The organism is Geminisphaera colitermitum TAV2 (assembly GCF_000171235.2).
GTDB lineage: Bacteria > Verrucomicrobiota > Verrucomicrobiia > Opitutales > Opitutaceae > Geminisphaera > Geminisphaera colitermitum.
In genome coordinates this window covers 1-12,916 of sequence record NZ_ABEA03000117.1, presented here as the reverse complement: position 1 = coordinate 12,916, position 12,916 = coordinate 1, and the positions used below count along the sequence as shown (strand labels likewise).

Genomic DNA, 12,916 nt, shown 5'->3' with positions numbered 1-12,916 from the left:
TCCGATTGTCTTAATCCATGTTCATTCTCGACACCATCGCTCATCGCCTGAAACGCGGCTGCGCCACGATGGCCTACCCGGATGGGCCCGCGCCAGCGTTGCCCGACCGGCATGGCGGGGCGTTGCGGATCGACCCGACGAAATGCAACGGCTGCGCGGACTGCGCCCCCGCCTGTCCAACAGGGGCAATCACGTATTCAAACACCAATGACACCGGCAACCGCACCGGCCAACGCGCGCGACTCGCAACACTCGACCTCGGACGCTGCCTGTTTTGCAACGAATGCATCGAAGCATGTCCCGACGGCGCGATCGTGCAGACTGGCGACCATCGCATGGCGACGCGGCAACGCGACGACCTCATCCTCGCACCCGATCCAAGCCGCGAACAAATCCGGCTCGCCGCCGCGCTTGATGAGAAATTGCGCAAACTTTTCGGTCGCTCGCTCAAGCTGCGCCAGGTGAGCGCGGGCGGTTGCAACGCCTGCGAAGCCGATGTCAACGTGCTTGGCACCATCGGCTGGGATCTGTCTCGTTTTGGTATCCAGTTTGTCGCTTCACCGCGTCACGCCGATGGGTTGCTCATCACCGGACCCGTATCGCAAGGCATGGAACTCGCATTGAAAAAAACCTGGGACGCCGTGCCCGATCCCAAACTCGTGATCGCCACCGGCGCATGCGCCATCTCGGGCGGTCCTTTTGCGGGAAACCCACAAATACTCGGCGGAGCATCCGCCGTGGTGCCGGTCGATCTCTACATCCCCGGCTGCCCGCCCCATCCGTTGACGATCCTCGACGGACTCCTCCGCCTGCTGGGCCGGCTGGAGGAGCAGAAATCGCTGACGAAAATCGCAGCCGCGTCCGCAGCCGAGCCCCCGCCCTCCGTCACTGCGCGATCTTGATTTCGAGCACGCCGAGGTAGGTGAAGTGGTTGGCGTTATTGTTGGCTTCACCAGGAGCGATCGCGATGGTCAGCGTGCCGTCTGCCGCGGGCGCGATGGCGGTGGAGGTCACCGTGGAGTCCTTGTTGTTCGCGGCGTCGAGTTCGACAACGGACTCGGTCGCCCCCGCGATGGTGTAGCGAGTGGTGCGGTTGTCCTTGGACCCGCCGCGCGAGGCAAAAAACGTGAAGGCGTATTTCTTCGCTGGATCGAGTCCGCTGAACGCAATTTCGGGAAAGATGTTGGATTTTTTGGAGAACACCTCGGTGTTGCCAAACAAGCTGTCACCCGAAGCACTGGCCGGATAACGCCCGCCGCTGGCAACGCCCGCATTGTTGGCCCCGCCAAAGGGTTTTGTGACGCGCAGGGTGATCCCGGTGGCGGCATTCTTCACATCCACCAAGGCATGACCCGCGGCGGCGTTTTGGTTGCCCATGTGAATGTTGTTCCAAGCAATGCCTCCGGTGGCAGGAGTGGTCTTTTTGCCGTCGCCAAAGTCGATGAGGATGTCGGCGGTGGTCGTAAACGTAACGGCGGAAGCGGTGGTTGTCTCGACTGCGAGAGTCGTGCTTGTGGCGGCGGACTCTCCAGCAACAGGCGCGGGCACGGTCGTCACTTCAGGGGCGAGCAGCGGGGCGATGGCGGCGCGCCACACGCGATAGCCCTCGTCGTTCAAGTGCAGTTTGTCGTCCTTGAAATACTCGGAGCGCGGCTGTCCGTCGGGCCCGATCATGGCGGGCTTCATGTCGAGAAACGCGGTGCGGAAGGTCCGCGAACAGTAGGCGGCGATAAGCGCGTTGGCGGCGTCCATTTTGTTCTGGAGCGCCCAGCGGCGCGGACTCGGTTTCATCGACACATAAAGGATGCGCGTCTCTGGCAGTGCCTTGAGCACGATGTCGCAAAATTTGGCAAAATCATCCGCCACGCGCTCCGGCGTTTTCTTGCCCGCGATGTCATTTTCGCCCGCGTAAAAGACCACCATGCGCGGCGCATGTGGCAACACGGTGCGATCAGCGTAAAACACCGCGTCCTCAATCGTGGAACCACCAAAACCGCGACCGACGACGTTGTAGTCTGGAAAATCTTTCGAGAGATTTTTGTTCCAGATCGCGATTGTGGAACTCCCGGTGAAAATGATGCCGCCCTTGGCTGGCGGGTTCGCTTGGTCGGCAGCCGTGAAGGCATCGATTTGTTTCGTCCAGCGCGCCGGATCGGCGTGGAGCAGGCCGCAGCCCAAAACAAGGGCGGCGGCGACCAACAATCCGCGCACGCCAGACTGCGCGCGGCAAAACAAGAGGGATGGGTTTTTCATAAGAAGCGGCCAGACAAACAGGCCGCGCCGCGCATGACAACCCTCATAGACGATCCAATCCGCCCTCACTCGAAGAGCGGAGCTCCAGCCCCCCCCCCCCCCCTCCCCTACTTTGGAGTCCATCACCGCCAGACTTGAAGCGGCGGTGCAGGCTGTTTGATTACCTTGCATGAAATCACTCCTTCGCCTCCTCAATCCCGCCATCGCGCTCATCGCCACCCTCGCCGCCTCCAGCCTCTTCGTCGGCTGCACCACCCCGCCCGAAGTCGGCGGCCTCGACGCCAACCTAAGCCACATCAAGTCGGCCGGCAGCGAGAACATCACTGCCACAATCCTCTACGTCAACGACAGCACCCGCCCCATCGCCATCCAGGCCGCCGAACACGAAGTCTATTTCGCCGGGCAACTCGTTGGCCATGCCCTCATGAAAACTCCCCTCGGACTTCCCCCGCTCAGCACCGTCGAACGCACCGTCCTCGTTACTCCCACCAACGTCCTCGGACGCAATCTGATCAATGACGCCGAGCGCACCCCCGGCGCCTCCTGGCGACTCTCCAGCCGCATTGCCGTCAATTACGGAGGCGAAGACATCATCCTCCAGAGCAACACCAACGGCCAGCTCGGCCACTGATCGCAACGCATGTCCGCCACACGCGAACTCGTGATCGGTTTCGATGCCGACGACACCCTCTGGCACAACGAAACCCTCTTCGAAGCCATGCATGTGCGCTTCCGCGAACTGCTCGCCCACCATCACGACGCCGTCACCGTGGAACGCACTCTCTTCGCCACCGAGATGCGCAACCTCGAACTCTACGGCTACGGCGTGAAAAGTTTCACCCTTTCCGCCATCGAAACCGCCGTCGAACTCACCGCCGGGCGCATCAGCGCCGCCGAAATCCGCCAGATCCTCCAACTCGGACGCAACATCCTCACCCACCCCGTCGAACTCCTCGACGGCGTCACCGAAACGCTCGCCACCCTCGCCGCGCATAACGGCATCGACCGCCTCCTCGTCATCACCAAAGGCGACCTCCGCCACCAAGAGCAAAAACTCGCCCGCTCCGGACTTTTGGCCCACTTCGCGCACACCGAAATCGTATCCGACAAAAACGAAGCCACCTACGCCGCCATCCTGCGCCGCCACGGCATCGCGCCCGCCTGCTTCTTCATGGTCGGCAACTCCCTCAAATCCGACATCCTCCCCGTCCTCGCCCTTGGCGGAGCCGGAGCCTTCGTGCCGTATCCGTTGATCTGGGACCACGAACGCGCCGCCCCCCCCTCCCCCACCGACCACGCCGGACGCTATTTCGAACTCAAAACCATCCGCGACCTCCCCCCCGTCATCGACGCCTGGAGCCGCACCCTGGCGTGACGCAAGACGTGGAAAATTGAAAAATTAACCACAGAGCTCACGCGGAGGCGTGGAGAACGCGGAGGAAAAACAACAAAACTCCGCGCCTCCGCGTCTCCGCGTGAGATATTTCTGATCGGAAGATGGTATCAGAGCGGCAGAATGTGTGGCGGAGTCTGTAGTTTATTTTTGGATGCAAACGGGGGGGGGGGGGGGGGATGTTTCCACATGATTGTTTCTCTCCGGATTGAACTCTGTGCCTCTGTGTCTCTGTGGTGAACTTTTCAGCTCGTCAGCTTCAACCGCAGATTCTTCGCGTGAAACGCCAGCGCCTCGCGGATATGCTCATCCCAGTAATCCCACGTATGCGCGCCCGGATGTTCCGCATACGAATGCGGCACACCCTGCTTTGCCAGCGCCCGCGTGAACGCCCGATTGTCCTCGATGAGAAAATCCTCGGTGCCGCAATCCAGCATCAACTTCGGCAAACGCCCCGCTGCCTGCGCCTGCCTTGCCAACGCCAGCAAATCATGTGCCCCCCCGCGCGGACCACTCCCGAACACCCGCCGCATCTCCGCCGTGAACGCGTCATCCCAACCCCGCGCCTTTGCCGCCCGTTTGTAGTCCGCCGCGCCCGCGATCTGCCCCCACCCGACAGCGCCCGAGTGACTGTTGACCGAACAAAACCGATCCGCGTAACCCAGCCCGATGCGCAACGCACCGTAGCCGCCCATCGACAACCCGCCGATGGCGCGCGCCCCCCGCGCCGCCTTCGCGTGAAACGTCCGTTCCACGAACGACGGCAATTCCTCGCCAAAGTGCTTCGCGTAAGCCGGCCCCTGATCATTGTCCGTGTAAAATCCGCGGTATCCATCCGGCATGACAACGATCAACGGCAACCCCGCCGCGTATACCTCGATGCGTGACCGCCGCAACCAATTCGTCGAATCATCGGATAACCCGTGCAGCAAATAAAACGTCGCGTAAGGAGGTTTGCCCACATCGGGCAGCAGCACCTGCGCCGTTGTTTGCTTACCGAGCACATCGCTTTTCCAGTGAATCGTGGACCATGCCATATGCCCGTGTTTTAACCACTCCCGTCCGGTCCAACGCAAGCCGTCACAACCGCGCTGACCGTCCGCCCAGCGCAGCGATTTCCGCCTTGGGCGGCACGCTGATTCCATCCGCCCACTCACCCTTGACCAGCACCTCGCGCGGGATCGACGGCAAGCCCCGCTCGTTCTGCAAAATCTGCCCCACCAACAAATCCACCGCCACCGAACCGTGCAATTCGTGGTGCTGGTTGAATCCGCCAAGGTCCGGATACTCCGGCGCACGATCCACGCTGACAAGCGCCACATCCTGCGGCACCCGCCAGTTCATCTGCCTGATGGCGCGTTCCACCGTGGCTTCCGCAAGCACTACATCCGGCTTGTTTTCCCGAAGCCATTTCTGGATACGGGGAATCTCGTCCATGTGAGACCTGGCAAACCGGCAAACCCGAATTTCCACGCCACTCATCTCCGCCGCCCAGCGTTCCCGTGCATAGAAGACCGGATACAAAACGCCGTGATTCACGCGCGCATCGTATTCGTCCGACACCACCACGCCGATGCGTCGGTAACCCAAGTCCACCGCCTTGCGCAGCATCAGGTCAAAACCGTGCGCGGCGTTTACGCCCACCCGGTTGAGCATCGGAGCCTTGAGGGACCAGGCCATGGTCACTGCCACGAAGTGCGCCCATTCGATTCCCTCAAAAATACTGCTCGGATGAACGAGTCCCGGAATCAGCAACCCCGGGATATTGCGACTCCGCAACACCTGATTAAGCCGCCGCGCGGTCAAGCCCGGTTCGTGCAGCCAGACCGGCTCCAGCCCGTAGCCGAGCTCTTCCGCCCTCGCCTTTGCCCCCGCGAAATGACGCTGCATGTGCATCCCCTGATCCCCGATCCGTCCGCTTTGCCTGTTGGCGACAAGAAATGCCAGCGTCGCCTGAAACACCGGTGTCCGCCGTGTCCGCAAATGCGCCATGTAGGCGGAGGCAAAAGCATTGGGCCGCCACCCCAACTTACGGGCCGCCGTCAGCACCCGCTCTCGCGTGGCGGCAGGAATTTTCGGATGTCCATTGAGTGCATAGGATACGGTTGGCTGGCTGCATCCGCAGGCGGCGGCGATTTCCCGGGTGGTGGGCATGCGAAGTGTTGTCGATGCAATGGTCTTCATCGGCGAGCTTGACCTTGGTGATCGTGATAACTGCAGGAAACCTTCCTTTTTAGGAGCCGGAGGCAACCCTTTCGTTTCGTCAAAACTCTAAACCTCCAATATCATGACCTCTCCACTACTTCATTTCAAAGTTTCGTTATTCCGCATCGCTTGCGCCGCAATGCTATCGAGCGCAATATCGGTTGTGAGCTCCGGCGCTGAGACTCAATCCTTCTCCTACGGTAATGACTTCAGCGCATATGGTGCCACTGCGAAAGCGATCACTTCGACTGCCACCAGTGCCAACGACTACTTTTCCAAAAACTCCGAGATAGGCACATGGGAACTCATCAATGGCCGTATCAAGGCAAGCTGGACAGGATCGTCAGACGGCGTCTCAAGTTTCGTGAAACGGGATTTTCGCGATGGCAATTTATTGAGTGCCGGACTCTACATCAATAATCCATCGCTCACGGTCACGACCTATTGGTCAAACGGCAACAGCACCGATGGCTTTCTATGGAGCTATTTCGGGCTTCTCAATGCCTCCGGGCAAGGTTACGTCGCAGCCGTTTCCCGATCAGGCACCATCCAGTTCTTCGAGATCAATACCCTGTCCGACACCTCTTCATGGACGCTGCTTGGCTCCCAAGATACAAGCTTCAGGCAAGGCCAAAGCGACAAACACTCCTTTACTTTTTCAATCCAGGGTAACGATCTCACGCTTACGAATACGAAGCTTGCAGGCTCAACAAATGCGTCTTTTTCTGTGATCTTATCATCTCTGAAGTATTCAGAATTCACTACAATAACACTCGGCGGCAAATTCGGGACAGGCAGTTCGGGAAGCAACTTCAACCCAAACTTTGATGATCTGCTGGTGACTGGCACGCTTGCAAACACAGTTGTTCCCGAACCGTCTTCGATCGCGCTGTTGTTTGGCGGCATCGCTCTGGCAGCCATCGCCCTGTCCCGCAGGCGACGCCGGTAAGTGTCCGTCTCCTCCCATCCTTTGTTGCGCCCAAAAGGGCGAGAGGCTCCCGCTTCATCGTAGGTAAAAAAAGCAAGCGACTGGGAGCAATTCGCCTGCGAGTGTTTTTGGCATCTCCTCCAAAACAACATGAGAACCCTCACCGTTTTTCTCACCGCCGTCTGTTGCCTGACTCCCGGTTACTCCGAGCTTATCTGCAACCTCGGTGATCCGCTGGATTTCGAAATCATTGTGCAAAACCGGCAGGAAAAACGGCAAGACAGCTCCCATGACACGATGCCGGACGGGAAACCCGTCATGCGCTTCCATTGGGACAGCAGCCGCGCGAAGCATTTCGAATTTACCATCCGCGAGCCCGTATATCTGCCCCGCTTTGACAAGGCCGTCGTCAAGGTCGGCATCTACGTCCCCGAAAATTGCGAGGCCCGCAACCTCAAGCTCCGCCTGCGTGACAACCAAGGCGAACACTTGGAATACCGGATGCCGCTCGATACTCGAACGGCGGGCTGGCAAACGATCCCGTTCTCCCTTGATTCCGACGTGGCGCCCGATGTCGGAACGTGGCCGGGCAGCAAGAACGCCAACAAGAGAATCGATTTCCCCATGAGCCTTGTCGGCTTCGCGTCCGAATTCCCCGCCGACACCGGCCCCGGATGGCTTGGCTTTGGCGACGTCCGATTCGAAAACATTTCCGCCCCGCCTGATATAACATTGGAAACAGGCGCAGGCTCGGCAATTCACGTCATCATTCCCGGCGAGGAAAAAAACGCTGCCTTGCGTGTAAGCAACCAGCGTCCCGACAAACGCGAATTGCTTTTTGAATACAAAATAAACGATTCCCAAGGACAGGTCCTGAGCAAAAACGCGCACCGTTTCGCTCTCGCCCCCAATGCGTCCAAACGCATTGCGCTGCCTCCGCCCAAGATGTTTGGCGTTTATGCCATCGATGCCCAAGTGCGCGAATTCACCGACGGCAGTAACAGTGCCCCTCCCCCCCCCCCCCCTCCGTCCCATACCAAGCGCTTGAGCTATTCCTACATGCAACCATCCGGCCCCACGTCCGGACGCGGCAAAGGATTCCTGTTCGGACTCTCCGTTCACACCCAACACTACCCGCGAATTGTGCAGGAACGCGAAGCCCTCGCCGCCGCCTGGTGCGGGGCAAAAATTTATCGGGAAGACATTTATTGGCGCCACGTGCAGCCCCGCCGCGACGCATGGACATGGAATCGCTACGATTCCCTGATGAGCGTCTATGACAAATACGACATGGAGATGCAGGGCATCTATGTCTATGTGCCCAACTGGGCGCATCAGTCATTTCTCACGGATCGCGTCCTGGACGACTGGGGAACCTTTGTTCGCGAGGTAGCCAGACATTACCGGGGCCGTATCCGTTACATGGAGGTCTGGAACGAGCCGGACATCCAAAGCACGTTCCGAAATGACCCCGCATTCTATGTCGATGTTCTCAAACGCACCTATGCCGAGGTGAAGCAGGCCGTCCCAGAAATGACCATCCTCAGCGGTGGCGTTTCCGGAACGGTTTCCAACGAACGGCAGACCAATTTCGTCCGCCACCTGCTTTCCCAAGCCAAGGGTTTTTATGATGTCATCGCATTTCACGGGCATGGTCCGCTCAATGGCTACATGCCGCACATGAACGCGCTCTTGGATATGCGCAAGGAGTTCGACATTTCTGCGCCGTGGTATCCCAACGAGACTGCCGCTCCGACCAACTGGGTTGGTCACTTTGGGCAAGGCCCGACCCTGTTCAAAAAACTGCTGGTCAGTTGGGCCAATGGCGCGATCGGTTACACTTGGTATGACCTGCGCAACGACGGCTTCGACCCGAAGAATGTCGAGCACAACTATGGCCTGCTTACACACGATTTTTTTCCAAAACCCGCCTACGGGGTTTACAACATGCTGGCCGGATATTTCCGCGAGGCGGAATTTCTCCGCGCCCTTGATCCAGACTCCGCAGCCAAGGCCTTTCTTTTTCGCTCCCGCGACAACGGCTTTCTGCTCCCGGCCTGGAGCAACGATTCGAGCGACCGCCTGCTTCATCTCACCGGCATCACAGGCAAGGCAGTATCGGTCGATCTTTTCGGCAACGAGACGCCGCTTCCCGTTCTCGACGGGTCCCTCGCCTGGTCCATCGGTGCAAATCCCGCGACGCTGCGTATCATCGGACAGGATACAGAGCCCGTTATGGCTGGGGAATTCATCGGCGGCGACGGAGCTTTCAACGTCGTGCCCGGCGCTGAACAAATCATCCGTCTGGGCCTCCGCAACCCGACGAGGCAGGCGCTGACCTTCTCGCTGGCCTACACGCTGCCCAAGGGACTTTCCGGCAACGAACTCGAACGGCGGATTCTCCTTCAACCCGGCCTGCGCGACGAGATCGCCATCCCGCTTCGGGTGGCGGACGGCTTCCGTTCGCTCCCCGGACGTCCCTCGACCATTCTTCTGAAGGCCGACCTGCGCAAATCCGACGGCTCCCTGCTGTGGACTGGCACGGTCCCCCGGGAAATACGCACCACGGTTTCCATTCCCAACAACGGTTTTTCGTCCGCGCCCACGTTCGACCTGCGCGACGCCTCCCAAGTCACCCGTCTGGTTCCCTCCGCTCCCGCCAACGAGCCTTATTACTGGAAAGGCCCGCAGGATTTGAGCGCATGCATCTGGCTCGCCCGCGACCGCTCCGACCTCCGGGTCAAGGTCGTCGTTACTGACGACGTGCATGTGCAACCCCATCGCGGCTCCGGCGTGTTCAATGGCGACAACGTGCAGATGGCCCTCCAACTCCCCGGCCAGTCGGGTCTGTGGGAAATCGGCCTGACGCTCCGTGATGACGGAGGGAGCGAGACTTTTGTCTGGCTGGCCCCGGACGGTTTCGACGCCGCCAAAACCGCTTCGGCCATCACGCTTGTTGCCAGTCGCAATGAAGCGGCAAAGACGACGACTTACGAGGCAGCGATCCCGTTTTCCGCCATCGGCCTTTCCATGGATACCGGCCAGCGCGGTTTCCGCTTCAATTTGCTCGTCAATGACAACGACGGCCCTGTGCGTGAAAGTTACATTTGTATCGCTCCCAGCATTACCGATCCCAAATCACCGCAACGTTACCCGACGCTTTCGTTCCGTTAACCCGCACCCAAACTCCAAATCACACATGCCATGAAAACGCATCCCCTTGCATCCCACATTTCGCATCAAGCACCCCGTCATTTAACAGTGCGACATGGCGGCTTCACGCTCATCGAACTTCTGACGGTTATAGCCATCATCGGTATCCTCGCAGGGATACTTATCCCCGTTGTCGGGAGCGTCCGGGAAAAAGCAAAAAAAGCACAATGCATCAGCAATCTGCACCAGATGGGAGTCGCCCTGCTTGCCTATTCCAACGACAGAAAATCAGGCAACATCCCTCCCGCATACCTTAACGACGGTCGCTGTCTATGGGACGGTGACACGGCAAGCGGATCACCCGTTGCTTACGGCTACCTGCAATATGAAGGTTACTTGGGAACTGTTTCCGGCAAAAACATCAAAGGCCCCAATCGTTCAAAAATCTTTAGATGCCCCAGTTATCCCACTGCGGAAAGTTGGGAAACAAACAACGGTTTCGGATCATATTTTTACACGGCAGGGCACAAGTATTACGACAGCACGCGTGACAAAAATGGCAGGGGCATGGGAGTGCCGGTCAGTCAAATCGATCCGATCCAAGCCGTGATTACGGATTTTGTGCCGCAAACCCTGACCACTGCTTCGCACGATAAAAGTTCGAGCACGAACGTTCTCTACGTGGATGGGTCGGTAAAAAATATTCAGCGCAAAGATTACCTGACCGACAACCGCCTGACCGCTTTCAACAAACGCAAAGACTGAGCGGAAAATCAGATTTCGCGCTTTCCCCCGCGCCCCGCATCCGCTGCGCTTGCGGGCTTATGGTCAAAATCACTGGCGACTACCAAGGCGAACTCCACTGCACTGCGACCCACGAACCATCGGGCGCGCTGCTCAACACCGACGCCCCCCGCGACAACATGGGCAAAGGCGCGACCTTCTCCCCCACCGACCTCGTTGCCACCGCCCTTGCCACCTGCATCGTGACCACCATGGCAATCGTCGCCCGCAAAAACGGCTACGAACTCGACCCCGTTCGCTACGAAGTCACCAAGGAAATGACCACCACCCAACCCCGCAGCATCGCCCGCCTCAACGTCAGCCTCTGGCTCCCCGCCTCCGCCAGAAAAATCCCCTTTGCCCTCCTCGAACGCGCCGCCCACGGCTGCCCCGTTCACAACAGCCTCGCTCCCTCCGTCGAGAAAAACATCCAGTTCAACTGGGCTGAGTAGTGAAATAACAACTACAACCAGGACGCCCTGCGTTTGCGTCTGCCTGCCATGTCCGACACTCACCAAATCAAGGTTGCCGTCGCCGACATCCTCGCCCGCAAGGACGCCCTTGCATTCCGCCGATTTGCCGCGCGCTGGCTCCCCGCCGACCTCGCCCCTCACCTCGCCACCCTCCCCGAACCCCACCTGGCAACCCTCGTGCGCATTGCCCCGCGCGACCTCTCCGCCACCGTATTCACCTACCTCGACCCGCGCGCGCAAAAACGCCTCCTCCGCCTCATCTCCCAAGAACAAGCCGCCCTCCTCCTCAACGCCCTCCCCCCCGACGACCGCACCGCCTTCCTCCAAGAGCAACCCCTTGACGTTGCCATGCAACTGCTCGCCATGCTCACGCCGGAAAACCGTGCCGAAGCCGAGGCACTCATGGCGTATCCAGAAAACAGTGTCGGGCGCATGATGACCCTCGACTACATCGCCGTCCGACCCGAATGGACCGTGACCGAAGCGCTCGACCACATCCGCGCCCGAGGCAGCGACCGCGAAACCCTCAACATCATCTACGTCGTTGATGCCAACGGACACCTCATTGACGACATCCGCGTCCGCCGCTTCCTCCTTGCGCAACCCGGCCAGCACGTCCGCGAACTCATGGACGGCAACGTCGTCCGCCTATCTGCCACCGACACCCGCGAACGCGCCCTCAACCTCACCCGCAAACTCGACCGCGTTGCCCTCCCCGTCACTGACGACACCGGACGCCTCATCGGCATCGTCACCGTGGACGACATTCTCGACGTCGCCGAAGCCGAAGCCACCGAAGACATCCACAAACTCGGCGGCAGCGAAGCCCTCGACGAACCCTACATCTCCATTGCCCTCGGCAAGATGATCCGCAAACGCGCAGGCTGGCTCGTCGTCCTCTTCCTGGGCGAAATGTTCACCGCCACCGCCATGGGATTCTTCGAGGACGAAATCGCCAAAGCCGTCGTCCTCGCGCTCTTTGTCCCCCTCGTCATCTCCTCCGGAGGCAACGCCGGCTCGCAAGCCGCCACCCTCGTCATCCGCGCCCTTGCCCTCGGCGAATTTCGCCTCCGCGACTGGTGGCGCGTCATGCACCGCGAACTCTTTGCCGGCCTCGCCCTCGGCACCATCCTCGGCACGGTGGGATTTCTCCGCATCATCATCTGGGCGCAATTCTCCACCATATACGGCCCCCACTGGTTCCTCATCGGCTGCGCCGTCGGAGCCTCCCTCATCGGCATCGTCCTCTGGGGCTCCCTCGTCGGCTCCATGCTCCCGCTCATACTCAAACGCCTCGGCTTTGACCCCGCCACATCGAGCGCCCCCTTCGTTGCCACGCTCGTGGACGTCACCGGACTCGTGATCTATTTCAGCGTCGCATGGCTCTTCCTCGACGGAACCCTGCTGTAACAAGATTGCGACTTCGCCCGCCCCCCTTGCGCCGCTTGACAAGCCACGCATACCGGCATTGCGTGCGCCTTCACCAATTCGTTTAGGCGAACCCGGGGCGCCGGGCTGAGAAAGGGACACGATCCGTCCCCATAGTCTTCGAACCTGATGCGGTTAGCACCGCCGAAGGGAAAACGGGCCCGATTACAAATCTCAACCAAGACACGTATCGGGAATCGCATTACCGGAGGCAGTGCAGGCCGCAAGCCAATGCACAACACCGACCAACCGCCTCCTCCGCTCATGCACACCGCCACTCACTCGAACACCACAAACACA

The 12,916-nt window shown here is 59.8% G+C and carries 11 protein-coding genes and 1 riboswitch; of the genes, 8 read left to right on the top strand and 3 right to left on the bottom strand.

Going from position 1 to position 12,916, the window contains the following annotated elements; translation table 11 throughout:
• Positions 1–17 precede the first annotated feature (17 nt).
• Positions 18–902 carry an NADH-quinone oxidoreductase subunit NuoB gene (gene nuoB / locus OBACDRAFT_RS13840; RefSeq protein ID WP_081722049.1) on the top strand — a complete coding sequence of 295 codons (885 nt, stop codon included), beginning with the start codon at positions 18–20 and terminating at the stop codon, positions 900–902.
• On the opposite strand, the gene OBACDRAFT_RS25445 is transcribed toward nuoB, so the two are convergent.
• Positions 886–2,424, bottom strand: a complete 1,539-nt coding sequence (locus OBACDRAFT_RS25445) for an SGNH/GDSL hydrolase family protein (protein WP_157837076.1) — start codon at positions 2,422–2,424, stop codon at positions 886–888. The genes nuoB and OBACDRAFT_RS25445 overlap by 17 nt on opposite strands.
• On the opposite strand from OBACDRAFT_RS25445, the gene OBACDRAFT_RS28280 reads away from it, so the two are divergent.
• Together OBACDRAFT_RS28280 and OBACDRAFT_RS13825 are read left to right on the top strand one after the other, a co-directional pair.
• Positions 2,423–2,884 (top strand): hypothetical protein, encoded by a 462-nt coding sequence (locus tag OBACDRAFT_RS28280; protein ID WP_043586542.1) that lies wholly within the window; start codon positions 2,423–2,425, stop codon positions 2,882–2,884. The two genes, OBACDRAFT_RS25445 and OBACDRAFT_RS28280, sit on opposite strands and share 2 nt — an antisense overlap.
• A 9-nt stretch (positions 2,885–2,893) precedes the next feature.
• A complete protein-coding gene (locus tag OBACDRAFT_RS13825) occupies positions 2,894–3,628 on the top strand; it encodes an HAD family hydrolase (RefSeq protein WP_043586541.1) in 735 nt (244 codons plus the stop codon).
• A gap of 263 nt (positions 3,629–3,891) precedes the next feature.
• On the opposite strand, the gene OBACDRAFT_RS13820 is transcribed toward OBACDRAFT_RS13825, so the two are convergent.
• A complete protein-coding gene (locus OBACDRAFT_RS13820) occupies positions 3,892–4,683 on the bottom strand; it encodes an alpha/beta hydrolase (protein WP_043586540.1) in 792 nt (263 codons plus the stop codon).
• Between the two features lie 43 nt (positions 4,684–4,726).
• Positions 4,727–5,830: a LacI family DNA-binding transcriptional regulator gene (locus tag OBACDRAFT_RS13815; protein WP_043586539.1), complete on the bottom strand. Its 1,104-nt coding sequence runs from the start codon at positions 5,828–5,830 to the stop codon at positions 4,727–4,729.
• 103 nt (positions 5,831–5,933) lie between these two features.
• Between OBACDRAFT_RS13815 and OBACDRAFT_RS13810 the strand changes: the two genes are divergently transcribed.
• The 5 genes from OBACDRAFT_RS13810 (at position 5,934) to mgtE (ending at position 12,598) form a co-directional block, all read left to right on the top strand.
• On the top strand, positions 5,934–6,800 hold the full coding sequence (locus tag OBACDRAFT_RS13810) for a PEP-CTERM sorting domain-containing protein (RefSeq protein WP_043586536.1): 867 nt from the start codon (positions 5,934–5,936) through the stop codon (positions 6,798–6,800).
• A 129-nt stretch (positions 6,801–6,929) separates the two neighbouring features.
• Positions 6,930–9,953, top strand: coding sequence for a sugar-binding protein (locus OBACDRAFT_RS13805; protein WP_043586534.1), 3,024 nt, complete (start codon positions 6,930–6,932; stop codon positions 9,951–9,953).
• Between the two features lie 30 nt (positions 9,954–9,983).
• Positions 9,984–10,697, top strand: a complete 714-nt coding sequence (locus tag OBACDRAFT_RS13800; RefSeq protein WP_043586533.1) for a type II secretion system protein — start codon at positions 9,984–9,986, stop codon at positions 10,695–10,697.
• Positions 10,698–10,756: 59 nt separating this feature from the next.
• On the top strand, positions 10,757–11,167 hold the full coding sequence (locus tag OBACDRAFT_RS13795; RefSeq protein ID WP_043586531.1) for an OsmC family protein: 411 nt from the start codon (positions 10,757–10,759) through the stop codon (positions 11,165–11,167).
• A 48-nt stretch (positions 11,168–11,215) separates the two neighbouring features.
• Positions 11,216–12,598: a magnesium transporter gene (mgtE, locus tag OBACDRAFT_RS13790; RefSeq protein ID WP_043586529.1), complete on the top strand. Its 1,383-nt coding sequence runs from the start codon at positions 11,216–11,218 to the stop codon at positions 12,596–12,598.
• Positions 12,599–12,672: 74 nt separating this feature from the next.
• Positions 12,673–12,786: riboswitch (TPP riboswitch) on the top strand.
• The last annotated feature ends 130 nt before the right edge of the window (positions 12,787–12,916 follow it).

What these genes read in the sequence shown, in the direction of transcription:
- nuoB (WP_081722049.1), top strand. Translation starts at nt 18, where the DNA reads ATGTTCATTCTCGACACCATCGCTCATCGCCTGAAACGCGGCTGCGCC.
- OBACDRAFT_RS28280 (WP_043586542.1), top strand. Translation starts at nt 2,423, where the DNA reads ATGAAATCACTCCTTCGCCTCCTCAATCCCGCCATCGCGCTCATCGCC.
- OBACDRAFT_RS25445 (WP_157837076.1), bottom strand. Translation starts at nt 2,424, where the DNA reads ATGCAAGGTAATCAAACAGCCTGCACCGCCGCTTCAAGTCTGGCGGTG.
- OBACDRAFT_RS13825 (WP_043586541.1), top strand. Translation starts at nt 2,894, where the DNA reads ATGTCCGCCACACGCGAACTCGTGATCGGTTTCGATGCCGACGACACC.
- OBACDRAFT_RS13820 (WP_043586540.1), bottom strand. Translation starts at nt 4,683, where the DNA reads ATGGCATGGTCCACGATTCACTGGAAAAGCGATGTGCTCGGTAAGCAA.
- OBACDRAFT_RS13815 (WP_043586539.1), bottom strand. Translation starts at nt 5,830, where the DNA reads ATGAAGACCATTGCATCGACAACACTTCGCATGCCCACCACCCGGGAA.
- OBACDRAFT_RS13810 (WP_043586536.1), top strand. Translation starts at nt 5,934, where the DNA reads ATGACCTCTCCACTACTTCATTTCAAAGTTTCGTTATTCCGCATCGCT.
- OBACDRAFT_RS13805 (WP_043586534.1), top strand. Translation starts at nt 6,930, where the DNA reads ATGAGAACCCTCACCGTTTTTCTCACCGCCGTCTGTTGCCTGACTCCC.
- OBACDRAFT_RS13800 (WP_043586533.1), top strand. Translation starts at nt 9,984, where the DNA reads ATGAAAACGCATCCCCTTGCATCCCACATTTCGCATCAAGCACCCCGT.
- OBACDRAFT_RS13795 (WP_043586531.1), top strand. Translation starts at nt 10,757, where the DNA reads ATGGTCAAAATCACTGGCGACTACCAAGGCGAACTCCACTGCACTGCG.
- mgtE (WP_043586529.1), top strand. Translation starts at nt 11,216, where the DNA reads ATGTCCGACACTCACCAAATCAAGGTTGCCGTCGCCGACATCCTCGCC.